General features: G+C 48.9%; 20 protein-coding genes and 1 pseudogene. All 21 read right to left on the reverse strand.

The annotated features are described in order from the left end of the window. Nucleotides 1-14 precede the first annotated feature (14 nt). The 21 genes and pseudogenes from ACKTR5_RS05130 to ACKTR5_RS05230 all read right to left on the reverse strand — a co-directional run bounded on the left by ACKTR5_RS05130 (nt 15) and on the right by ACKTR5_RS05230 (nt 24,450). The gene (locus ACKTR5_RS05130; protein WP_407879735.1) at nt 15-161 is read right to left on the reverse strand and encodes a teichoic acid D-Ala incorporation-associated protein DltX; all 147 of its coding nucleotides are present in this window, start codon (nt 159-161) and stop codon (nt 15-17) included. Nucleotides 162-356: 195 nt separating this feature from the next. Beyond that, entirely contained in the window at nt 357-674 is a 318-nt protein-coding gene (trxA, locus tag ACKTR5_RS05135) for a thioredoxin (RefSeq protein ID WP_407879737.1), read from the reverse strand. 100 nt (nt 675-774) lie between these two features. Beyond that, nucleotides 775-3,144 (reverse strand): endonuclease MutS2, encoded by a 2,370-nt coding sequence (locus ACKTR5_RS05140; protein WP_407879739.1) that lies wholly within the window; start codon nt 3,142-3,144, stop codon nt 775-777. Between the two features lie 20 nt (nt 3,145-3,164). Beyond that, nucleotides 3,165-3,692 carry a CvpA family protein gene (locus ACKTR5_RS05145; protein ID WP_407879741.1) on the reverse strand — a complete coding sequence of 176 codons (528 nt, stop codon included), beginning with the start codon at nt 3,690-3,692 and terminating at the stop codon, nt 3,165-3,167. 108 nt (nt 3,693-3,800) lie between these two features. Continuing rightward, nucleotides 3,801-4,115 (reverse strand): DUF1292 domain-containing protein, encoded by a 315-nt coding sequence (locus tag ACKTR5_RS05150; protein WP_407879743.1) that lies wholly within the window; start codon nt 4,113-4,115, stop codon nt 3,801-3,803. 57 nt (nt 4,116-4,172) lie between these two features. After that, nucleotides 4,173-4,604 (reverse strand): Holliday junction resolvase RuvX, encoded by a 432-nt coding sequence (gene ruvX, locus ACKTR5_RS05155; RefSeq protein ID WP_407879744.1) that lies wholly within the window; start codon nt 4,602-4,604, stop codon nt 4,173-4,175. Next, nucleotides 4,601-4,867, reverse strand: a complete 267-nt coding sequence (locus tag ACKTR5_RS05160; RefSeq protein ID WP_407879746.1) for an IreB family regulatory phosphoprotein — start codon at nt 4,865-4,867, stop codon at nt 4,601-4,603. Before ACKTR5_RS05160 ends, ruvX begins: the two co-directional genes overlap by 4 nt. Before the next feature lie 274 nt (nt 4,868-5,141). Further along, nucleotides 5,142-7,787, reverse strand: coding sequence for an alanine--tRNA ligase (alaS, locus tag ACKTR5_RS05165; protein ID WP_407879747.1), 2,646 nt, complete (start codon nt 7,785-7,787; stop codon nt 5,142-5,144). Between the two features lie 292 nt (nt 7,788-8,079). Further along, complete coding sequence (locus ACKTR5_RS05170) at nt 8,080-9,456, reverse strand: DEAD/DEAH box helicase (RefSeq protein ID WP_407879748.1); 1,377 nt, start codon at nt 9,454-9,456, stop codon at nt 8,080-8,082. 9 nt (nt 9,457-9,465) lie between these two features. Continuing rightward, nucleotides 9,466-10,404, reverse strand: coding sequence for a DHH family phosphoesterase (locus tag ACKTR5_RS05175; RefSeq protein WP_407879750.1), 939 nt, complete (start codon nt 10,402-10,404; stop codon nt 9,466-9,468). 104 nt (nt 10,405-10,508) lie between these two features. After that, nucleotides 10,509-11,648 carry a DNA polymerase IV gene (gene dinB / locus ACKTR5_RS05180; protein WP_407879751.1) on the reverse strand — a complete coding sequence of 380 codons (1,140 nt, stop codon included), beginning with the start codon at nt 11,646-11,648 and terminating at the stop codon, nt 10,509-10,511. A gap of 184 nt (nt 11,649-11,832) precedes the next feature. Then, the gene (yajC, locus tag ACKTR5_RS05185) at nt 11,833-12,255 is read right to left on the reverse strand and encodes a preprotein translocase subunit YajC (protein WP_407879753.1); all 423 of its coding nucleotides are present in this window, start codon (nt 12,253-12,255) and stop codon (nt 11,833-11,835) included. A 77-nt stretch (nt 12,256-12,332) separates the two neighbouring features. Next, on the reverse strand, nt 12,333-13,340 hold the full coding sequence (gene ruvB, locus ACKTR5_RS05190; RefSeq protein WP_407879754.1) for a Holliday junction branch migration DNA helicase RuvB: 1,008 nt from the start codon (nt 13,338-13,340) through the stop codon (nt 12,333-12,335). 36 nt (nt 13,341-13,376) lie between these two features. Next, nucleotides 13,377-13,970 carry a Holliday junction branch migration protein RuvA gene (ruvA, locus tag ACKTR5_RS05195; protein WP_407879755.1) on the reverse strand — a complete coding sequence of 198 codons (594 nt, stop codon included), beginning with the start codon at nt 13,968-13,970 and terminating at the stop codon, nt 13,377-13,379. An 11-nt stretch (nt 13,971-13,981) separates the two neighbouring features. Next, nucleotides 13,982-16,012: a DNA mismatch repair endonuclease MutL gene (gene mutL / locus ACKTR5_RS05200; RefSeq protein WP_407879757.1), complete on the reverse strand. Its 2,031-nt coding sequence runs from the start codon at nt 16,010-16,012 to the stop codon at nt 13,982-13,984. Between the two features lie 38 nt (nt 16,013-16,050). After that, the gene (mutS, locus tag ACKTR5_RS05205) at nt 16,051-18,660 is read right to left on the reverse strand and encodes a DNA mismatch repair protein MutS (RefSeq protein ID WP_407879759.1); all 2,610 of its coding nucleotides are present in this window, start codon (nt 18,658-18,660) and stop codon (nt 16,051-16,053) included. Nucleotides 18,661-18,875: 215 nt separating this feature from the next. Further along, nucleotides 18,876-20,363 (reverse strand): annotated as a pseudogene (gene rny, locus ACKTR5_RS05210) (ribonuclease Y); the annotation flags it as partial. A gap of 244 nt (nt 20,364-20,607) precedes the next feature. Next, nucleotides 20,608-21,345 carry an ABC transporter permease gene (locus ACKTR5_RS05215; RefSeq protein WP_407879761.1) on the reverse strand — a complete coding sequence of 246 codons (738 nt, stop codon included), beginning with the start codon at nt 21,343-21,345 and terminating at the stop codon, nt 20,608-20,610. After that, entirely contained in the window at nt 21,335-22,192 is an 858-nt protein-coding gene (locus tag ACKTR5_RS05220) for an ATP-binding cassette domain-containing protein (protein WP_407879762.1), read from the reverse strand. Before ACKTR5_RS05220 ends, ACKTR5_RS05215 begins: the two co-directional genes overlap by 11 nt. Continuing rightward, entirely contained in the window at nt 22,173-22,559 is a 387-nt protein-coding gene (locus ACKTR5_RS05225; protein ID WP_407879763.1) for a GntR family transcriptional regulator, read from the reverse strand. Before ACKTR5_RS05225 ends, ACKTR5_RS05220 begins: the two co-directional genes overlap by 20 nt. A gap of 91 nt (nt 22,560-22,650) precedes the next feature. Then, nucleotides 22,651-24,450, reverse strand: a complete 1,800-nt coding sequence (locus tag ACKTR5_RS05230; protein WP_407879764.1) for an FtsX-like permease family protein — start codon at nt 24,448-24,450, stop codon at nt 22,651-22,653.

A 24,450-nucleotide genomic window follows, 5' to 3' on the forward strand; every position in this document is an offset into this window, starting at 1 on the left:
AGTCGATCTGCCGTTTAAAACTCGTTGTAGATGAACTTGCTTTGGTTCACACCAGAGTAACTGTACAGATATAGTAGCAGTAATAGAATGACGAAATAAAATACTGTTTTTAGGATAAAGGTGACCCACGGCGTCCTTAGCCAGAGTCTTAATCGTGCCATCCTCATTGCCCCCTTCACTTATACCAATATCATCAGTATAGTGATTTATCACCTTAATAGTGGTAAAAAAAGTGTTAAACTTTTTAGTCCATTTTTTAGATTACCGTTAGTGTACCAGAAATCGCACAAAAAAGCCCCATCGCATACCATTACGATTCTGCGAGGGGCTCTCATTATTCTGTCACATATAAAGCGTTAAGCCGTGTACTGCGCCAACGTCTTTTCGATTTGTTCCTTACTGTGGTAACCAACTAATGTATCAACCACCTGGCCATCCTTCTTAACGATCAGGGTTGGAATCCCCATGATGCCAAACTTTGATGGGGTGTTTGGATTTTCATCAACATCCATCTTTGTGAAGGCCACCTTGTCGCCCATTTCATCCGCTAACTGTTCCACAACGGGTGATTGCATCTTACACGGGCCACACCAAGTTGCCCAAAAATCAGTCACGCTAACACCAGCATTGGTGTCGGCTTCAAACGTTTGATCAGTTGTTACATTTACAGCCATTTTAACGGCCTCCTTATCACATTAGTCTTTAATGCACTAACTTTTAGTATGTAAGTTAGTGTACTCTTTTTTTCAGAACACGCAATCAATTTGCCTGGCATTACCCAAGATGAACAACCGTTGCGCCGTCACCACCAGCATTTGCGGGGGCAAAGCCAAAACTTTTGACCCGGGGGTTCGATTGAAGGTACTCGGTAACCCCTTTTCGAAGAGCCCCTGTTCCCTTTCCATGGACAATCGTGACGTCGTTTAAATTAGCTAACAACGCAGAATCTATGAACCGATCCACTTCACTGATGGCTGCATCATACCGATGACCACGAAGATCTAATTGCGCCTGGGCCCGGGCACCAATGTTACTGTGCACCGTTGGCCGACTGGTCCGCTGTTGCTTTTCATTGGCTGTTGGTGCGGCTGACTTTTCAAGGTCATTGTCGTCAACCTTCATTTTCAGCATCCCAAGCTGAACTTCCCATTCGTGGGCACTCAACTTCCGGTTTAACGTTCCGTGTTGTCCATAAGATTTAACGACCACGTTGTCACCAGGATGAAAATTACGCTTTTTCTTTGCCCGGGCGAGGACCTTATTGTTTGCTAACGACGGTTCCTGACGGAGCGCATTTAATTGTCCCTGTGCATCAATCAATTCGTTTTCACGAACACTAGCCCCCTGCTTCACCTCTAATTGGCGCAGGTGGTGAATGATTTTATCCGATTCCTTTTTAGCGTCAGCAACGATGTGATTGGCCTGTTGCTTAGCAACATCCAGCTCATGCGTCTTTTGTTCAGTGAACCGGTCAAACTGAGCCGTCAGCTCTTCTTGAAGCTTTGTGGCGTCCGCTAACTGTTCAGCTAGCGCTGCCGCCTCATCTGTGGCCCGTTTGCGCTGTTCAACTAAATCACCGATCATGTCGTTTAGATCCTGACTATCCTGACTGGTCAACGTTCGGGCCGCCGCAATGATATCGGACCGTAAGCCTAACCGTTGCGAAATTTCCAACGCGTTTGAACGACCGGGAATTCCGAGTAGTAAGCGGTAAGTTGGCTGCAGGGTCTCCGCGTCAAACTCCATGCTGGCATTAATGGTCCGTTTGCGGTCATACCCATACGCCTTTAGTTCTGGGTAGTGCGTCGTCGCCACAACGGCGGCGCCGATGGTTCCAAACGCATCAAGCATGGCGATCGCCAGTGCAGCCCCCTCTTTGGGGTCAGTTCCGGCACCAATTTCATCAACCAACACTAAGCTTTTGGCCGTCGCCTGATCAAGAATGCGGATCAAGTTGTCCATGTGTGAACTAAACGTACTCAACGATTGCTCAATGGACTGTTCGTCCCCGATATCAGCAAAGACATTGTCGTAAATGGCCACGGTACTTTCTTCACGGGCCGGAATAAACAACCCGGACTGAGCCATTAACTGGCTCAAACCTAATGTCTTTAACGTGATGGTTTTCCCACCAGTATTGGGTCCCGTAATGATGATGGCATCGTAATCATCGCCCAGCGTGATGTCATTTGCCACGGCCGTCGTTTGATCTAACAGTGGGTGACGCGCCTGCCGGAGGTTAACCTTTCCGTCGGGGCTCAGCAATGGTTCCGTTGCCTTTAATTGGTGCGCATACCGGGCCTTCGCGTTCACGAAGTCTAAATGGCCAAGCACACTCGCATTCGCTAAGATCTCCTTGCGGTGTGGTGCCAGCATCCCTGACAATTCCTGTAGAACCCGGGCAATTTCATTTCGTTCCTGAACCTGGCTTTGCCGGAGCCGGTTATTTAAGTCCACCACGTCCTCTGGTTCAACGTACAGCGTTTGGCCAGACTGACTTTCATCATGCACGACACCACCGAAACGATTCCGGTACTCCGTCTTTACTGGGACAACATACCGGTCATTTCGCATGGTAATAATCGGCTCGCTCAAATAGCTTGCCTGGCGCCCACGAACGTATGACTGCATCTTGCTCCGAATCAATGCTTCCGTGCCCTTGATGCGGGTCCGGATGGCCGCTAATTCCTCGCTTGCTGCGTCACTAACACGCCCGTCTGGTTCAATGGCCGTGTTGATTCGCCGGGTCAGGTCCGGGAGTGTCACTAACTGGGCAACAATCGTGCTCAGATGACGTAACGTCACGCCCGTTTCATCCAGTTGATTAAAAAAGGTTCGCGTTGAACTTGCCGTTTGTAAAACCCGGCCAACCGCCGCTAGTTCCGTCCCGTTCAGCGCCGCGTCAATGGCTAACCGTTTCATGTGGGGCGTTAAATCTGCCAGTTCAGGCAACGGAATGCCACCCTTTAGCCGGAGAATGTCCGCACCGTCTTTTGTTTCATCTAAACTTTCTTGGATCACCTCAGCGTCTGTTGCTGGCTGCAAAGACGCCAACTCAGCGCGACCGCCGGGTGAACTCAGTAAGCCCGTCATCTGGGCCTTCACTTTTTCAAATTCGAGGATCGTTAATCCACGTTCATTCATCAATTTTATTCAGTCCTTTTTTATCGAGTTAACCACCACTGATAGATCTGTTCTGACAGTAGTGGCGTTTGGTGGAGAATCCACATGCTTAACGGTGAATGCAGCAGTTGGTCATGAATCCAGGTCGCCGGCCAAACGGACGCAATGGCCAAACCGAAGAAAATCAGGATGTACATCAGGATGCCAGCGACCGCAGCCCCGGCAAGTGCATTAACACCATGAATCACTGGTAAATTTGTAAACAGCTTTAACGACCGGGTCAACAACCGCAAAAGGATGATCCCAATAATCATCAGTCCCCAAAAGGCAATTCCGGCCGCCCAGAAATGGTTGACCTGACTGTTTAGAAGCTGGTCGTTGGCCGTGACTTGGTGATTAGCAGGCAGTAGGTGTTGCACCCCCGTCGCGACCGTTGGCGTTAGTAACCGGGCCAGAAGCAAAATAAACAGGTAACCAACAGTGTTGACCAGTTCAACTACAAAGCCACGGTGAAAGCCGCGCCCTAGTGCACTCACCAATAATAAAATGACAACTAACGTTAAAATCATTCGTCTATCCACCCCTTAATAAGCATTATGACACAAGCGGCGTCATACTCCACCTGAGGAATACGACGCCGCTCTGTCAGTTATTTACTGTCGCTCACGCAACGGTTTTTAAGCCATGTTGGAGTCATCGTCAAGGAATGTGTTAAGCATTTCTTCAACCATGTCCCATTCAGCTTCGTCTTCGATCGGTGAAAGTTCGCCTTCTGTGGAGCCATCTTCCTCTGGATCAAAACCGTAAGCCTGGATGTCCACTTCTTCATCATCCGCAGTGCTTGCTGGATATAAAAGAATATAAGACTTGCCATAGTCTTCTGACGTAAACGTGAAGAGCACGTTATATAACGTCTCGTTGCCGTTATCGTCAACGAGCGTGATTTGTTGTTCGTTATCGTTTTCTGATTCGTGGTTGTGTGTTTCAGCCATTTGTTAGACCCTACTTTCTTCGTGAATGATCATGTGTTGTTGTGAATGTCCCAACCGCTACTTGGTTAGTTTACCATTTGCGTCGAGATAATTCTGCAAAATAAAGGTTGCCGCTAATTTATCAATGACTTGCTTGCGCTTTTTCCGTGAAATGTCGGCCTGCTCAATGAGCATCCGCTCTGCTTCCACCGTCGTCAAACGTTCATCAATAAAATCAATGGGTAAGCCAAAGCGTTCCGTCAACATGTCTCCATACCGTTGAGCGGCCTCTGCACGGGGGCCGAGGGTGTTGTTCATGTTCTTTGGTAAGCCCAAAACGAATCCGCCGGCCCCGGTCTCTTTGACTAACTCAGCGATCCGGTCCAAACCAAACTGGCCCTCATCTTCGTTGATCCGCACAATCTCGACACCCTGAGCTGTCCAACCGAAGGCGTCACTAACAGCGACCCCCACGGTCCGGGAGCCCACATCTAATCCCATTAATTTCATTTAGCTGCGTTATCCGCACTCAGATAAGCCCGGACGAGTTCTTCAATGATCTCATCACGTTCATGCTTACGAATTAAATTCCGGGCATCATTAAGACGGGGAATGTAAGCTGGGTCCCCAGATAACAGGTACCCCACAATCTGATTGATCGGATTGTATCCTTTCTCTTCCAAAGCTGCATAAACTGTTGCTAACGTGTCATGCACGTCTTTTTGTTGCTGGTTACTAAAATCAAAGAACATGGTTTTGTCTGTTGTACTCATTCGTATTCCCTCCATGATCAATCAACCAAACGGCGTGTGTTGCTAACCAATCTGCGTTGGTTGCACTTTCCAACTGCACACTCCAGTTACGACCTATTTTACTTAATCCACCGCCAAATAACAATTATCCAGCACGTTGTAACCATATTGTCAAATAAGCAGTTCGTAATTTTAATGATTGATTGACTAAATAATCATAAAAAACGGAACCAGTCGGCAATTTGCCAAGCTGCTTCCGCTGTTAGCGTCACTCATTTGGACGCCCTGACGTTGCTTATTTGGCTAACCATGCCTTTGCTTGGGCCATCGCATCGTCCAGTCCGGCAGGATTCTTCCCACCAGCCTGAGCCATGTCTGGCCGACCACCGCCACCACCATTAATGGCAGGCGCAATGGCCTTGATCAAGTCACCTGCACGACGACCGGCCTTAACCTGGTCTGGTGCCATTGCAACTAAGAGGCTTGCCTTATCATCAACAGCCGTTCCAAGAACCAAAACATCTGACGGTAACTTCTGTTTCCAGTCATCCGCTAATTGACGGAGCTGGCCCATGCCGGCAACGTTGACTGTTTGTGCGATTACCTTCACGCCGTTGATTTCGTCAACGTTCGTAAAGACATCGCCGGCCTGTTGCGCAGCCATTTTGGCTTGCAGCGCCCGTTGTTCTGCTTCTAACTGCTTAACGTCTGCTTGCAACCCAGCGACCTTCCGAGGAACTTCCTTCACTTGCGGTGCCTTAACCATGGCAGCCGTTTCGTTTAAGAGGGCCTCTTCGTTGTTCAAGTAGGCAAAGGCGTCACCAGCCGTTACGGCTTCGATCCGCCGAACACCGGCACCAACCCCTGTTTCAGAAACAATCTTAAACAAGCCGATTTCATTTGTATTGGTAACGTGATCACCACCACAAAATTCTGTGTTGAACTCACCAATTGAAACGACCCGGACCGTCTTCCCGTACTTCTCGGAGAACATGGCAATCGCGCCCATCTTCTTTGCAGATTCAAGGTCGGTTTCTACCGTTTTGACCGGAATTTCAGCAAAAATCTGGTCGTTGACCATCTGTTCAACCTTTTTCAGGTCGTCTTCTGTTACTTGACCAAAGTGGTTAAAGTCAAACCGCAAGTAGTTTGGTTCAACCAAGGAACCTGCCTGCGCAGTGTGCCCGCCCAAGACGTTTCGCAATGATTGATCCAACAAGTGGGTTGCCGTATGGTTCTTTTCGATCTTACTGTGCCGACCAGCATCCACAACCAGTTTGTACGTTGCGTTCTTCTTTAACATCCCTGTTAACTTAACAGTGTGGAGGTTTTGGCCGTTTGGTGCATGTTGAACGTCCGTTACACTAGCGACCACTTTCCCGTCGGCGTCAATGATCTGACCCATATCAGCAATTTGACCACCCATTTCAGCGTAGAACGGCGTTTGATCAAAGATGACCTCGGCCGTTTCGTCACCTTCTTTGGCCACGTCAACCAACGTTTCGTTAACAATGATGTCCAGTAACTTCGCTGCTGGAACCGTTAACGTCGTGTAACCAACGTATTCACTGTCAGACTTGATGTCCGTGAGCAATGCCCGTTGCACACCCATTGACTTAGCAGATGACCGGGCGCCACGAGCACGCGCACGTTGCTTTTCCATTTCGGCCTTAAAGCCCTCCTGGTCCACAGCTAACCCTTCGTCACCAGCGTATTCAGTGGTTAATTCAACGGGGAAACCATACGTATCAAACAATTTGAACGCGTCGGCCCCGGACAGTTCGGCATTGCCAGCTGCCTTGGTAGCTGCAATCGTGTCGTTTAATAGTGACAGTCCTGTATCAAGCGTCACGTTAAACCGGTCTTCTTCAGAGTGGATCACACCGGCAATGTAGTCAGCCTGTTCCAACACTGCTGGATAATGGCTCTTCATGATTTCGCCAACAACCGGCACCAATTTGTACAGGAAGGCTTCGTTAATACCGAGCTTCTTCCCGTTTAAAATGGCCCGCCGAATTAACCGCCGAATCACGTAACCACGGCCTTCATTTGAAGGCAACGCCGTGTCACCAATGGCAAACGTCACGGCACGCGCGTGATCCGCGATGATCTTAAACGACACGTCGTCAGCCGCGTTGTCACCGTAGTGCTTATCCGCTGACAGTTCTTCCGTCTTTTTAATGATCGGCAGGAATAAGTCTGTTTCAAAGTTTGTCCGGGCGTGCTGGAACACAGACACAACCCGTTCGAGGCCCATCCCCGTATCAATGTTTTTATGAGGAAGTGGTTCGTACGTTCCTTCTGGTGTGTGGTTAAACTGTGAGAACACAATGTTCCACACTTCCAAATACCGTTCGTTTTCCCCACCAGGGAAGTTTTCAGGATCATCTTCAGCGACGTTGTTCATTTCTTGACCACGGTCGTAGAAAATTTCTGAATCAGGACCAGAAGGACCCTGACCAATATCCCAGAAGTTATCTTCGGCTTCCAGAATGTGGTCTGCCTTGACCCCGGCGTCTAACCATTCCGCTTTAGCATCCGTATCCTTGGGGTACACCGTGATGTACAACTTGTCAGGATCAAACGCAAACCAATCAGCTCCGGTTAATAATTCCCAGGCCCAGTGAACGGCTTCCGTCTTGAAGTAATCACCCACTGAAAAGTTACCAAGCATTTCAAACAGCGTGTGGTGTCGGGCTGTTCGACCAACGTTTTCAATGTCGTTTGTCCGAATACTCTTTTGTGAACTCGTCATCCGTGGATTGTCAGGCACGACGGAGCCATCAAAGTACTTCTTCATTGTGGCGACCCCAGAGTTGATCCACAACAAGGTTGGGTCTTCAACGGGGACTAATGACGCACTCGGCATAATTTTATGGCCGTGTTGTTCAAAAAAGTCGAGGTACATTTGCCGTACTTGGCTACTACTTAATTCTTTCATGATTGTCCTTTCATCACTTGTGCGTGAAACACAAAACAACACCCCTGCTTGCAAAGACGGTCAAGGACCGCGGTACCACTTTGCTTGCAACGATGTTGTTCGTTAACCCCTCACTCATAACGCCGAGTCGCGTGTTTTTTAAACAAGTGTGTTATCAAATTTTTCTTCAAGGGAGCACAAGAATCGTTACCTCGCTCTTCACACCAACCAGAGCGTCGCTGAAAAATAACTGATTCCAACATATCCTTGACTGCACTTTAGTATAGCATTCACGGCCAACTTGTCAATTGACTTACCGACTCCGGTTGGCACGACTTGCTGCGCCCTGTTGCCGATTTGCCTTACGCTTCCCACGAGCAGCTTCACGCATCTCAACCCGTTTATCCTGTTGGGCCTTCCGCTTAATGGCTGACTTAATTTGGTTCTTGTAGCCAGGCTTAACCTTCTTCTTCTTTTTCTTAACCATACCGACCATGGTTGGATCAAGCTTATTGTGGGTCGCTGTCCGTTTCGTCCGCCGGTTCCGGTCGTATGAATCAACGATTTCACCCTGACGAATATCCTTCGGCGCAAACTTCACACCCAATTTTTCGATTTCAGCAACCTGATCCTCTTCACCAGGACGGTACAACGTAATTGCCGTTCCAGACATGCCGTTACGGCCGGTCCGGCCAACCCGGTGAATGAAAAAGTCTAGGTCTGCCGGAATGTCATCGTTAATGACGTGTGAAACACCCTTAATATCAATCCCACGCGCTGCCAAGTCCGTTGCAACCACGTATTGGTATTCCAGGTTTTGAACCTGTTTCATCACCCGTTTCCGCTCACGTGACGGCACGTCTCCTGAGATCATGGCCACTTTAAGGCCACGTTCCTTCAGGTACGCCGTTAATTCAGCTGTCCGTTGCTTGGTATTACAAAAGACCAACACAAGGTATGGTTCACCCATTGTCAGTAATTCATAAATCATTTCATTCTTTTTGTGCCCCTTGGTTGACATCAACCAGTTATCAATCGTTGGACTGATAATTGACGTTACCGGGATTTCTTCAATCACCGGGTTCGTCAGGTATTTCCGTAAGAATGGTTGCAGCTTCTGGGGAATCGTTGCGGAAAAGACCAACATTTGGAGGTCCTTAGGCAGGGCCCCCGCAATGTGATCTACGTCGTTTAAAAAGCCCATGTCAAGGGTCATATCCGCTTCATCAACAACCAGTTGGTGGGCGGTGTGTAAGCCCAGGTCATGTTCATCCATGAAGTCACGCAACCGTCCTGGGGTCCCAATCACAATTTGGGGTTGGTGCTTACCCAGTTGGCGTTCTTGCCGTGACCGGTCCGTTCCCCCAACGTAGTTTGCGATCCGAATTGGCTGGTCAAAATGACTCGCCAATTGTTTAGCATCCGCGTAAATTTGACTCGCCAATTCACGTGATGGTGTCGCAATAATGGTCTGCACTTCATCTAAATCAGGCTTGAGCTGGTTAAAGATGGGCAGTAAAAAGGCGTGGGTCTTCCCACTCCCCGTTTGTGATTGACCAATAACAGACCGGCCAGCCATGATAACGGGAATCAACCGCGCTTGAACCGGTGTGGGTTTCACGAAGTTAATTTCCGTTAAGGCGGCCATTAGCTCTGGTCGCAAGTTTAGTTCTGTAAATGTTTCCGTCATAGTTTCTCCTTATTGGGCGCTTGTTAAGGCTTCTAGTTGGCTAATGATTGTTTGAACTTCAGCTTTATCTTTCGCCTTCGCACCACTGGCAAGCGGATGGCCGCCACCGTTGTGTTGCCGGGCCAACCCGTTGATCACGGGACCCTTGGACCGTAAACGAACCCGATAACTGTGGTCGTCTTGTTCCTCAAAAATGGCCCAGGCCCGCACTGAATCAATCTTTCCTGGCATCGGAACTAAGCTTGCAGTTCCGGCGTCACCAAGGTCAAACGACTGAATTGTTTCCGCGCTTAACACAACGTACGCTGCACCACTCGCCGTGATCTCCAGGTGCTCATAGAGGTATGCCGATAACCGTGCGACTGGCACTGGCATTTCATCTTCCAATTGGTTGACGGCCACGGCATCGATCCCCGTGTCCATCAGTTGCGCAGCCACGCGCATGGTCGTCGGGGTCGTATCGGAGTAAAGGAACCGCCCGGTATCCCCAACGATGCCCGCGTACAGTGACCGGGCAGCCGTTGCGTCAATCGTTAAGTCAAACCGGTTTGCAAAGGCCACAACCATTTCTGAGGTGCTGGAGGCTTGGTCATCCACCCAGCTAAGATCACCAAACGGATCGTCATCTGGATGGTGATCAATTTTCACAACTTCCCGACCGTCACGCCACCGTTGGTCATCCACCCGCGGTTCGTTTGCCGTGTCGAGGATCAAAATCAGTGCTTGGTCAAATTGTGAATCAGCCACCTGGTCCATTTCAGCTAACCAGGCCAAACCAGGAACCTGCTTTCCAACGATATAAATCTTCTTTTCAGGATAAGCAACCTGCAAAATCCGGGCAAGGCCTGCCTGTGCCCCGACGGCATCTGGATCAGGTCGTTGATGTCTGTGAATGATGATAATGCGGTTGCGATTAATATCGTCAAAAATTGCTTTTTGCACGTCCATGGTTTTTGGCCCCTCTTTTCGCTACAAGTCTCGTACATGCCAGTATAACGGACATTGTGCGTAAATACAAAGCCTCACAGCGATATCTATGGACCATAATCCGGTTAAAATGCGCGTGAAGACGCCGAAGTAAATAGTGGTAACGTCATATTTTCAAAAGAAAGTGGATCTAAATTTGTCATCGTAATTCCTAGCAACCGGACGCTCGCTGCTAAATCAGCTGTTTCGTCGAACAATTCTTTTGCCGTTTCATAAATGATGTCAGCCGAATTTTCAAAAAATTCAGTTTGCGTTCGCCGCTTGGTAACCGTATTGAACTCAGCATCACGGACCTTCAGGACGATGGTTTTTCCGTGCCGTTGCCGGCTAACCAGGTGTTCCACCAGTTCGGTTGCCAATAATTGTAACTGTGTCTCAACATCCGCTTCATTGGTGATCAGGGTATCGTAAGTTTCTTCACGCCCAATGGATTTACGTTCCCGTTGCCACTCCACCGGTCGGTCATCACTCCCCCGAACGTGACGATATAACGCATAGCCCAGTTTGCCAAAATGTTGAATGAGTTCCGGCTCTGAATGTTTTAATAGATCCGCCCCGGTCATAATGCCCAGGTCGTGCATCTTTGGAACCGTCTTTTTTCCTACACCACGAAATTTTTCAATGGGCAACGGGGCGAGGAAGGTCTCGGCGTCTCCTGGTAAGACAACGGTAACGCCCACTGGTTTTGCATAGTCAGAGGCGAGCTTCGCTAAGAATTTATTGTACGAAATTCCCGTTGAACACGTTAAATGAACCGTTTCAAAAATTTGCGCCTGGAGCTGATGTGCAAGGGCCACAGCGGACTCGATGCCCTGCTTATTGGTCGTCACATCAAGGTACGCTTCATCAAACGCAATCGGCTCAATGTGATCCGTATACTGATGAAAAATTTCGTGAATTTGTGCAGAGACCGCCCGATACTTGGGAAAATCCGGCCGTTTAAAGACAGCCTTGGGCGCCAATTTTCTAGCTTCCTGTGCGCTCATCGCAGAATGAACACCTAGTTTACGGGCGACATAATTCGCCGTTGTCACGACGCCGTGTCCACCGGTCTCCCGTGGATCACGCGCAATGACTAGCGCTTGCTGCTTAAACTCGGGGTGGTCACGGACTTCAATAGAGGCATAAAACGCGTCCATATCCACATGAATAATTTTCCGACTGGCATCCACAACTAGTGGAACCTGCATTAACGTCTGCGCCATGAGTCACCCCTCCTTTTTTCCGCTATTTAGGTTACAGTTTATCAAACATATGTTCGTAATAACAGCAAAAACACCGTCCTTCCGCCACTTTATTCTCAATAAATAAAACCGACGGAGAATCCCCATCCACATGAGGGTCTCCGTCGGTTTTATAATTTCACATCGCCATTAAATGGACAAATGATTAGTCTTTTGGTGCTTCTGATTCAGCAGCACTTGTTGCTTCTGAAGTTGCACTTGTTGCTGCGCTCGCTGCTTCTGAGCTTGCACTGCTCATTGGTGCTGCGGCAGCACTCGTCGTTGCTGCTGGCGTTTCTACGTGGTGAATTGACTGTAAGTCAAACACTAAGTAAATGCCGTCAGCATCGATCGTCACTGTCTTCTTTGTTTCGTCAAGTGCGTCAATAACACCGTGTAACCCACCAATCGTCACCACGTGATCCCCAACGTGAATCCCGTTCATCATTTCTTTACGTTGATCTTGTTGCTTCCGGTTTGGCCGCATAATAAAGAAATAAAAGATCCCCACGAAAAGGACAATCATGATGATTGTACTCCACATGTTGTTTTGCCCGCTCTTAGCGGCTGCTGCTAATAAACTTGTCAATTTCTCCACCTCATTCAAATAGATTCCTTAATGTACTGTACCAGACTTAACGAAGGTTGCCAAATGGAATTCGGCAATTAATTTCGGTCTGGGGCGGGAATGTGCAGGTGCTCATACCCGGCTGATGTCACCATTCTGCCCCGGGGCGTCCGTTTAATGAGCCCCGTTTGTAATAAGTATGGTTCGTACACTTCGGCGATGGTATCCGCTTCCTCACCAATGTTGGCCGCAAGGGTCGTTAACCCAACGGGCCCCCCGTTGTAAAAGTCGATCATCGTGTTCAATAGTTTGATGTCCACTTCATCCAGTCCCAACTCATCCACCCCAAGAACACGGAGCGCATGGTCAACAATTGGCGCATCAATGGCAGCACTCCCATCAACCTCTGCAAAATCACGAACCCGTTTTAATAACCGGTTGGCGATCCGGGGGGTTCCCCGTGAGCGGCGGGCAATTTCATGGGCGCCTGCCTTCACGATGTTACTGGCCAAAATGTTGGCTGACCGTAACGTGATCTCCTCTAAGTCAGCCGTCGTGTAGTAGTTCATGTGTTCGACGATGCCAAACCGATCTCGCAATGGCGCAGATAGCAAGCCAGCCCGGGTGGTTGCCCCAATCAAGGTAAATGGTGGCAACGGAAAGTGAACCGGATGGGCAGTTGGTCCCTGGCCCACAACAATATCCACGAAGAAATCTTCCATTGCAGAATACAACATTTCTTCCACCACTTTTGGTAACCGGTGGATTTCATCAATGAATAAAATATCGCCAGGCTGTAATTCGTTTAACAACGCAATGATGTCACCGGGCCGTTCAATGGCCGGGCCACTCGTTGTCTTAATGTTGACCTGCATTTCATTTGCGATCACCATGGCCAGCGTCGTTTTCCCCAGTCCGGGTGGGCCGTACAATAACACGTGGTCCAGTGACTCTTCCCGTGCATTTGCTGCCGTAATGTAGACCGTGAGTTGCTCCTTCACCGTATCTTGACCGATGTACTGCGCCAAGGTTGTTGGTCGAAGCGACCGTTCTAGCGACGCTTCCTGCTCACTAACCGGTTCATTCGACATCACTTCATCATCCATCTTGTCACTCACCTCCCCAACCATTATTTACCATCATTAACGCGTTAATAACGACAGGGCCACACTTAAGTACTGGTCTGTCGACTTGGCGCTCATGGTCGTTAATTGTTTTTCGACTTTTTTCACTTCTGCTGCACTGTATCCGAGTGCCGTCAGAGCTGCCAATGCATCTGTTAAGGCCTGCGATGTCGTTGGGGCAACTTCCAGATCAAGTTGGCCTGGCAACGCCCCAAGATCACTCAGCTTTCCTTGTAGGTCCAGCACAATTTGTTGCGCCGTCTTCTTCCCAATGCCAGGAAACTTCGTTAAAAAGGCCACGTCGTTATTTTCAATGGCGGCCACTAGGCCACTGTGGTCTTCGTTAGCAAGGATGGCCAGCGCACTTTTGGGCCCGATGCCAGAAACATTGAGTAACTTCAAAAACAGCCGCTTTTCATCCTCGTCAACAAACCCAAACAGGTTCATCTCTGTATCACGAATAACCTGGTGGACGTAGATCTGAACCCCCTCGTCACCCTCGTGAAAGCGGTAGGGGTTCGCCGTTTGAATCAGGTACCCCACCCCATTTACATCGAGGACAACGTATGCGGGTGTTACGGCATTAACCGTTCCCCGTAAATATTCAAACATTTGTGTGCCTCCTAAAATTCGTGATCATCAAATTCAGACCAGGCTTCATGACTATCCTGAATCCGTTTAAACATTTTTTCCATATCTGCGTTCGTAAAGTGGACGACCACTGGCCGACCATGAGGACAGTTAAACGGATTTTGCGTTTGGGCTAAGTCATGCAAGAGCGCTTTGGCCTGCCGATCATCAAGGTGATGATTGGCCTTGATCGACCGTTTACAACTCATCATGATGGCCGTTTTTTCACGGAACTTGGCCACCGTCAGCCCACCATCCGTTAACACCCAATCCACCATTTCACGAACCGTGCTCTCTTCCTGCCCTGAGACAAACCACGTTGGGTGTTGCCGGACAATAAAACTGTTAGCACCAAACGGTTCAAGGATCAGTCCTAATGACCGTAACTCATCCGCAGCATCCCTAATTTTCAAGGCATCACTCACCGGGTAATCTAAAACAATCGGTACCAACAAGCTTTGAAGGTCGTCGCTTACCTCACCGATCTTCACCCGGTAATATTCATACTTGATCCGTTCCTGAGCAGCGTGTTGATCAACTAAGTATAACCCGTCAGCGGCCTGCGCAAACAAAAATGTGCCGTGCATTTGACCAATGTACATCAGTTCTGGAAACCGTGGCTGCGTTGTCGTTGGTTCCGCCACTTCGGGAACCATTTCAAGGCGCTCACTTGGCACCGCAACGGCAGGGGCCTCCTCGTTTGCAAACGGTGCAGGCATCGTCTGGGCCTCATAACGCGCATCAAACGCCGTCATCGACGCACTGGTCATGTCATCGCGTTGATGAATCACCACAGGGGCTAACGCCTGGGTTGGGAGCGCGTCAGGTAACGATGGCGCCTGCTCCTCAGGTAACGCCACCGCTTCATCAGCCGGCGCTGGCATACTTGTGGCAGCTTGCACCGTTTTTTGTGGCTGTGCATAAGTCACGTTAATCCGCGCATCGTGAATGGTCGAGGCCTGTGTCAACTGCTCGCCCAGTGCCACCGGATCCACCGTTTGTTCCCCGTGTAAATTTTGATAAGCATCCGGAATCAAGTTTTCCGTTGCCAGCCGGTTGTAAACTGCTTTATCGATCAGGTCAGCCAGTTGTGGTTCTTTACTCAACCGGACTTCCTGTTTTGTCGGGTGAACGTTTACATCCACCAGCAGTGGATCCATCGTTAAGTTTAGAACCGCGATGGGATAACGCCCAACCATGAGCTTTGAGCCATACCCTTTGATCAACGCCTTCGTCAGTTGAAAGTTTTTAATCGCCCGACCGTTGATCAGCACTGAAATGTAGTTTCGTGAGGCCCGCGTCAATTCTGGAAGGGCAACAAAACCCGTCAGTTGAAAATCCGCGTCTTCTGCCTGAATGGCAACCATTTTCCGGGCCGTTTGAACTCCATAAATCCCGGCAATGACCTGTTGCAGATCACCACGCCCCGCCGTTTTCATTAATTCACGCCCGTTATGCCGCAAACTGAATGCAATTTCCGGGTGCCCCAGGGCCAACCGGTTAACCGTATCAACGATATTGGCTAGTTCCGTTTGTGGCGACTTTAGGTACTTTAACCGTGCTGGTGTATTAAAGAACAGGTCACTAACCGTAACCTCTGTCCCCGGCCGGGACGCGCCTGATGTATGGCTTAGGATCTCGCCACCCTTAACGTGGATTTCACTACCGGCACCACGCCCCGTCGCCGTTTTTAACCACACGTCGGCGACTGACGCAATACTTGGCAACGCTTCACCTCGAAATCCTAATGAGTGAACCCGAAATAGATCCTCACGTGAGGTGATCTTACTGGTTGCATGTCGTGAAAATGCAAGCTCAACATCTTCATCGTCGATTCCTTGACCGTCATCCACAATTTGAATGGACTTTAAGCCGGCCTCTTCAATCAGAATATCAATGGTGGTTGCCTTAGCGTCCACCGCATTTTCAACCAATTCTTTAACGACTGAAGCAGGTCGTTCTACCACTTCACCAGCAGCAATTTGATCCGCCAAAATCGTTGGTAGTTCATGAATTTTACTCATTATTTAGATCCTCTCCGATTCGTTATTAACAAACCGGCTTACTTTAATTGTTGCTGAATTTCATAAAATTTATTCATCACGTCCATCGGTGTCATCGCCATCAGGTTCATTTGTTTCAATTCAGCGATGACCACTGCAACCGCCGGATCTTCGCTGGCCGTGTCAAACAAGGCCAACTGTTCGTTTGCTGCCGGTTGATCGGACACGGGCGCTTCACTTAATGGTTGCTCAACATCCACCGGCGTTGGCGTCTCGCCTGCCTGCGCCTCTAACTGCGTCAAAATCGTGCCTGCCCGGGTCAACAGGTTTGTTGGCATCCCGGCTAGTTTGGCAACGTGAATTCCGTAAGATTTATCGGCAGGTCCCGGTTGAATCTGGTGAAGAAAGACCAGCTGGCCATGTTCTTCCACCGCACCCACGTGCACGTTTTTCAGCGCTGCTAACGACTCTTCAAGCGCCGTCAGTTCATGATAATGCGTGCTGAACAACGTCTTTGCATGAACATGATCGTGCACATATTCAATAATTGCCTGAGCGAGCGCCATCCCATCATACGTCGCAGTTCCACGGCCAATTTCGTCAAACAAAATTAAGCTGTTCGCCGTGGCGTTCATCAACGCAGCATTGGCTTCTTGCATCTCGACCATAAACGTCGAGTTCCCAGAAATCAGGTCATCCGCCGCACCAATACGCGTAAAAATTTGGTCAAAAACGGGCATAGTTGCTGCTTTCGCCGGGACAAAACACCCAATTTGTGCCATCACCACGGTTAGTGCGAGTTGGCGCATGTACGTACTCTTCCCGGACATATTTGGACCGGTAATCAGCAGAATTTCCGTGTCATCCGGCATCCGGACGTCATTTGGTACATACTCTTGCTTGCCCAAGACCTTTTCGACAACCGGGTGCCGCCCCGCTTCAATTTCAAGGTCATGCGCCGTGGTTAGCATTGGCCGAACAAACCGGTAATCTTCTGAAACGACTGCAAAACTTTGTAAAACATCCAGACTGGCAACCGCTTTTGCTAACCGTTGAAGCCGCTCAATGGCGTCTTTAACAACGTTGCGAACCTTCGTAAACAGCTGATATTCCAGTGCTGTGGATTTATCCTGCGCTTCTAAAATCAACGTCTCTTTTTCTTTCAACTCCGGCGTTGAGAACCGCTCAGCATTGGTCAACGTTTGCTTGCGTTCATAACGATCCGCCGGAAGCTTCGCCAAGTTCGCTTTCGTCACTTCGATGTAATAGCCAAAGACCCGGTTATAGCCAATCTTCAACGTGCTGATCCCGGTCGCCGCCCGTTCCTTTGCTTCTAACGCCGCGATCCACTGCTTTCCGTTCTTCATGGCGTCACGGTAGGCATCCAGCTGTTCGTTATAGCCATCCTTGATCACACCACCATCCGTGACGCCAATTGGTGGTTCGTCCATGATGGCCCGTTCAATCAAATCAGCCACATCGTCAACGGGATCAAGATCCGTTACAAGCGAACCAAAAATCGTCTGATCCAGTTCAGCCAACACGTACTTCAACTTTGGAATTTGCAATAACGACGTTTTTAACTGAATCAAGTCACGCCCATTTACGCTCCCAAACGCCACCCGGCCGGCTAACCGTTCCAAGTCGTAGACCTTCACCAGCTCTTCTTGTAGACTTGCCCGTTCAAAGTAGTGTGCCAACAACTCAGCCACCTTATCTTGCCGCGCCTGAATGTCCGTTAGTGATAAGAGCGGCCGGTCGATCCATTGTTTCAACAAACGGCCACCCATGGCTGTCTTTGTTTCATCCAACAACCACAATAACGTGCCCGACTTCTTGCCCGTTCGACTATTGATGACCAGTTCAAGGTTTCTCTTGGCGTGGTGATCCATCTTAAGAAAATAGGAGGGTTCATACGCCACGGCCCGTTGTAAATGCGCAAGGTCCCGTTTTTGCGTTCCCAATAAATAACTCAGCAACATGGTCACGGCTGCGACCTTTGTGTGATCGTCTAACCCCTGGGTTACAAAACTTACCTCAGCGTTCGCCATCATGTTCGTTTGGTGAGACACTAAAATCCCTAGTGGTGCAAACCCCGTTAACGCATCATCCGTCAAGGTATCGTCCACCACGACCTCTTTTGCTTCCACAGCCATGACTTCGTTCATCACAGCCGCAATCGTAGTCAACGTCGCTGTTTGGACTTCACCGGTAGACACATCCGCGTAAGCAAAACCATACTGGTCACCTTGTTTGGTAACGCCAGCAAGATAATTGTTTTGCTTGGCGCCCTTCACACCAGTGGCCATCCGCGTGCCTGGCGTGATCAATTGGATGACATCCCGCTTAACCATGCCCTTAGCAACCGTTGGATCTTCTAACTGTTCACAGATGGCCACTTTATCCCCGTGGTCCACCAAAATATCAATGTAATTTTGAACCGCGTGGTGCGGCACACCACACATCGGGATTGGATCTGCCGCATTATGATTTCTGGCTGTTAACGTCAACTCTAATAACTGTGAGCCCTTCACTGCGTCGTCATTAAACAGCTCATAAAAATCTCCGATTCGATAAAACAAGAAGGCGTCTGGATATTGATCCTTGATGGCCTGATACTGCTTCATCATCGGCGTTTCCATACTTTCTTGAGCCGACTTTTTTGCCATGTGTTCAAACCCCTTTTTCTTCGTTTGTTAATCCTTAAAGCACAGCCCAAACGGATGCTTTAACTCGTTAACCACTTGATTGCAATGTCATAATTTTACCATTTTTTAGCTGGACTGTCTGGTCTCACCACACTGTGCGTAACCACAGCAACATAAAAGAACGACACCCCCACTGCCGCTAAGCAATGTGAGTGCCGTTCAATGATTAATCGTGACTACTTGGCGTATTCAACCGCCCGTGTTTCACGAATAACGGTCACCTTAATGTGACCTGGATACTCAAGATCATTTTCAATTTCGTTCTTAACGTCCCGTGCAATGACGGTCGCTTGCAGATCATCAACGTCTTGTGGTTTAACGATGACCCGCACTTCACGACCAGCTTGAATGGCATAACTATGTGACACACCATCATGCTGGTTCGCGATTTCTTCCAACTGCTTCAACCGTTGAATGTAGTTTTCCAACGATTCAGACCGGGCACCCGGCCGGGCAGAGGAAATTGCGTCCGCTGCGCCGACGAGCACCGCGATGATGGATGTTGGTTCCACATCTCCGTGGTGAGAAGCAATTGTGTTAATAATAACTGGGTTTTCATGGTACTTCGTTGCCAATTCAACCCCTAGTTCAACGTGAGACCCCTCAACTTCGTGGTCCACGGCCTTGCCAATATCGTGTAATAATCCTGCGCGCTTCGCCAGCGCAACATCCTCACCAAGTTCAGCAGCCATCACAGCTGTGAGCTTTGCGACTTCAATGGAATGGTTCAAAACATTTTGACCATAACTCGTCCGGTAATTCATCCGACCAATTGTCTTAATTAAATCTGGATTCATGGACCGAATGCCCAAATCAAAGACGGTTTGTTCACCAATTTCACGGATTTTTTCATCCATTTCCTTACGTGCTTTTTCAACCATTTCTTCAATTCGTGCAGGGTGGATCCGGCCGTCAGCGATGAGTTTTTCCAACGCTAACTTTGCAATTTCACGCCGAACGGGATCAAACCCACTCAGCACAACCGCTTCCGGTGTATCGTCAATGATCAAATCGATTCCGGTTAAGGTCTCTAAGGTCCGAATGTTCCGACCTTCACGACCAATAATGCGGCCCTTCATGTCATCATTTGGCAACGTCACAACGGTCACAGTGTTGTCGGAAACAGTGTCCGCAACACTCCGTTGAATTGCCGTCACGATCAGGTTTTTGGCCTCTTTATCAGCCGCCGCCTTGGCTTCTTCTTCACTTTCTTTGATCAGAACGGCTCGCTCATGAGCAAGCTCATCCTTTGTCTCTTTAATAATCAGGTCGCGGGCATCATCTTGTGATAACGCCGCCACCCGTTCAACTTCTTGTTGCCGTCGATCGATGAGGTCTGCTGCTGCTTGCTGTTGCTGTGAAAGCACATCCCGATCACTGGCCAACTTGTCCTCTTTACGAGTTAACTGGGCTTCACGCTTTTCAAACGTGGCGTCCTTGTGGTCTAATGACTCTTCACGCTGCAATAAACGGTCTTCTTGCTTTTGAACTTCCGCACGTCGATCCTTTAATTCATGTTCGACATCCGTCCGGTACTTGTGGTTTTCCTCACGGGCCTCAAGCAAAGCTTCTTTTTTGGCTGTTTTTGCATCCTGATGAGCTTGATCAAGAATGGCCTTAGCAGATTTGTTGGCATTGTCAATATCGCGTTCCTGACGCTTTTTGGCAACTTCAAGTCCACTGTACAGACCGGCAATAATAGCGATGAGCACGAGGATAATAGTGATAATCACCATTGTAAAGTCCCGCCCTTCATCAAAAATGGCTGACCGCAAAGCCAGCCGCAAACTTTTAAAGATGTTAAATTGATTATTTACACAAGTTCAGTTTACTGATAAATCAGCGCCCTGTCAATAAAAGGAACAACCCTACCCCCAACGTAATCGCAAGAGCTGATTAAAACCGTAACTAATCGCAAGACCAAGGCCGACAAAAACTAAATTTGTCACGATCAAATTCCCCGGATACTGCATTCCGTGGGTTCCGTGAAAACCAAACATCAACCGAACGATTGGTCCCACCCAAGTGTCCATGTAGGAGGTATCGATGCCAGTCATCGCTTTGGCTAACAGTGTTAACATCGCAAGACCCGTGGCACCGCCCGCAACCATGAGAACCATTTTTCCCCGCCAAGCAAACAAACTCATCACGGAGCCAAACACCATTCCAGCGGCCATAACCAGTAACAGCACGCTTAATGAACGGCCCCACTGCCATAACAGTGGTTGAATTTCCTGAACCAGCGGCCGAACCAAACAGTGTCTTACCAACGGCCGCATATGAAGTGGCCCCCAACGGAATCGCCACAAATGCCCGGTACATAACCGCTATCAGCGACGCCAGTAAAGCGATTGTACTTAAACTAGCCACCTTACTTAGCCAGTAAGTCCGCCTTGACAGTCCGTTTTGCATAAAGAGACTGTAGCCCTGATACACCAGCGCCCCCATCGCAAAAATCGCCACCACAAAGTAAAAATCTGGATGTGCCTGCTGGAGCCGGTTTGTGAGTGATGTCATCGTCACCGGTGTTGTCAGACTCTGCAAAACGATTCCAAGCATTCCTAATGCAATTTCAACAAGAATCACGATTCCTAAGAACTGGAGATCCTGCTTTAACCGGTACCGATAGGCCACCTTAAATTTCATGCTCATCCTCCGTTAAAGCCACAAACAGGGCCTGTAGATTCAGTGCCTGTTGGGTTACCGTCGTTGGTAACGTTGGCATTGTTTCAACCATCACGATGGCCGTGGTTTGTTTAGCAAATTGGTGCTGGGCGAGGACGGTGACAGTTTCTAAGATTGGTGCCATCACATCCGCTGGTCCGCTCAGTTGAACGGCCGTTGCCATTAACGTTTCAACCTGCTCGGCCACTTTGATTTTACCATCAGCAATGACCACCACCCCGTTTAAAAGGTGCTCAATTTCTTCAACCAGATGGGTCGAAATAATAAACGTCCGGGGCCGGTCAACATAACTCGCCATGAGCTCATCGTAAAACCGGCTTCGGTGGTTCGCATCCAGCCCCAACACGGGTTCATCCAGTAAAACGTAATCGACTGGTACACACAATGCCACGATGTCCTTAAAAATCGTTCGGTAACCCGTTGAAAGGTTCCGAAAGCGGGCATTCACATCCAAGCCAAACACATTAGCCAACCGGTCAGCATTCTCACGGTCAAACGTTCCGTAAAACTGGGCGGTTAAATCAAATAGTTGTCGCACCCGACGATCACCAGGATATAGGTTATCCTCGCTCATCAAGTATAGCCGTTGTAATTGCTTATCCCGTTCATGGACGGGGGTCCCGTCGATTGTTACCTGACCGCGACTAGCAGGAAGCCGATCTGCAATGATGTTCAGTAGCGTGCTTTTTCCAGCTCCATTACGCCCCAGCAACCCGTAAATCTGGCCGGCTTCAAAATTAAGGTTGATATTTTTTAACCGTGACGTTTTGCCACTGGTCTTACTGATATTAGTTATTGTTAGTGCCATCGTCACGATACCCCCGTTCAATTAATTCAGTGACATCGCCCTGTGTAAGGTCAATGCTTTTGGCCGCGATAATCAGTGGCCGGATTGTTGTTTCATAAAAGCTTCCACGGCGTTTAAGAACAATCCGCTCGCGGGCTCCGTCAAGAACAAACATTCCGAGTCCCCGGCGTTTTTCAATCACCTTATCGGCCACCAAAATGTTCATCCCTTTAAGAACTGTTGCTGGATTGATGTGGAACTCACGCGAAATTTCTGTTGTGGACGGTACCTGTTCACCAGCTCCGTAGCTATTCACTAACACGGCCTCTTCAATTTGCTCGGCCACCTGCAAATAGAGCGGAGTTGTCCCGTCAAAATCAAATTGCATGCGTTTTTCTCCAATATCTTCGTTCATCTGCCTAGGCAATATCTCCAGAATAAGCGATGTTCACTACTTCGTCAATTAACTAGGTGACGGTTTAGGCCGCCAATTGTTCTTCAGGAACAACAATCCGCTCGTACAACCATACAGTGATCAGGTAATACCCGCCGTATAGAATCCAGAAGATCAGCATGGCCCAGCCGGTTGAAGCATACGGATGATACATAAGTGGCTTGAACAATTGTAAACCAAACAGCACGTCGATCATGCCGAGAATCCCGGGAATGAGGTACAAAACGAGCAGTTCACTGCGAATCGCGTGCCGCATTGTCTGCTGACGGACCCCAATGCGATTCAACATGTTGTACCGAATCACATCGTCTGTTGCGCCAGATAAAATCTTGAACATCAAGCAACTTGCTAACATCGCTAAGAAGGCGATCCCGAGGAAGAGCCCCATAAATTCAAGCCCACTAAACAGCGTGTTAAACATGTCATATGCAGCGTACGCTCCGGCACTCATCCCCGCACTTGTTGGGTAACGTCGTTGTTGTTCCTTGTTTAGGTGTGAAAGTGCCACGCGATCCGCCAACAAGTCACTCACGCGAACAGTCGTCACAGTTTGCGGCGTTGCCGTCAATTTGTTAAAGGCTGATGCTGAAACGATTTGGCGCTTTTGTTGCATCCCGGTCGCCGTTAACCCAATAAAATCTAAATCTGTCAATCCTTGCCGTTTCATCTGAGCTAACGATAATGCTTTGACCGAACCATCATTTTTAGGTTTGCTGGAGACCAGCTGTTCAAATGGTTGATCACGAAACTCTTGTTCATTATAAAAAACAGTATTCCCCACCACTTTTTGCGTATACGTTGCTTTATGCGCCACGTGCAGCTGTTTGATCAACTGCCGCTCACGTGAATTGGGGTTGTTAACTGCCACGGTGTACGCACTTGTCGAAACTGCCATGGTCCCAGACTGCTTATGCAACCCGGTCCCCACGCTCAGTGCACCAAGCGCCATGGCGAATAACAGTGAAACCACCGTCAACATTCGCGTATAACTTTGCAGCCGAAATCTAATTTGCGCCAACGTAAAGTTGTGCAACTGATGGCTGGCAAACGACGTCCGTTTTAACCCTGCAAGAACACTCACACTTCCCGCATGGATCACAAAGTAACTCCCACTTGTAATCGTGATCAACGCCACAAAAATTGCATTGATTTGCAGTTGTCGAATGGCTGTAAACGCCCAGTAACCAACCGCCAGCAATAAAATCCCGGCAATGCTTTCAATAACTAAGAGAACGGGACGAATCCGGCTAACCGTAACCCGTTCATCCGCGTGTAACAATGCCAGCACCGGCGTCCGCAGTAGTTTAATCAAGTTGAACGCTGCTGCAAGGATAAACAAGCCAATGTACAAACACCCAGTACCAATCACCGCCGGCCAGTACAGCGCAGTGAAATGGTGAACCGTTAAGCCCAGTTGGTGAAATAACATGCCAGCAACCACCGAACTGGCGCCAATCCCGATGACCACACCTAACGCTGTTGAAAGCACCCCAATAATCAACGTTTCGAGTCCGATCAGTTGGCCAATCCGTTGCTTCTTGGCACCCAACATCATGAACAATCCGTAATCACGTTGGCGCATCTTGAGCAGAAATGAGTTGGCGTACCCAATATAAACAACGGTAATCATGGCCAGTAGAATCATCCCAAAAACAAACACTTGGCTCGCCATTGCAATGGTGGTGTTGGACTTGATGAACGCTTTGTTGGTGGCCAAGTTCATGAACATGTAGAAAATGGCGGCCGACATGACAAGCCCGGTCAAGAGCACTAGGTAGTCCTTAAACCGACTCCGCACACCTGCTAATGATAGTTTTGTTAACAT

The organism is Furfurilactobacillus entadae, assembly GCF_045862745.1.
Classification (GTDB): Bacteria; Bacillota; Bacilli; order Lactobacillales; family Lactobacillaceae; genus Furfurilactobacillus; species Furfurilactobacillus entadae.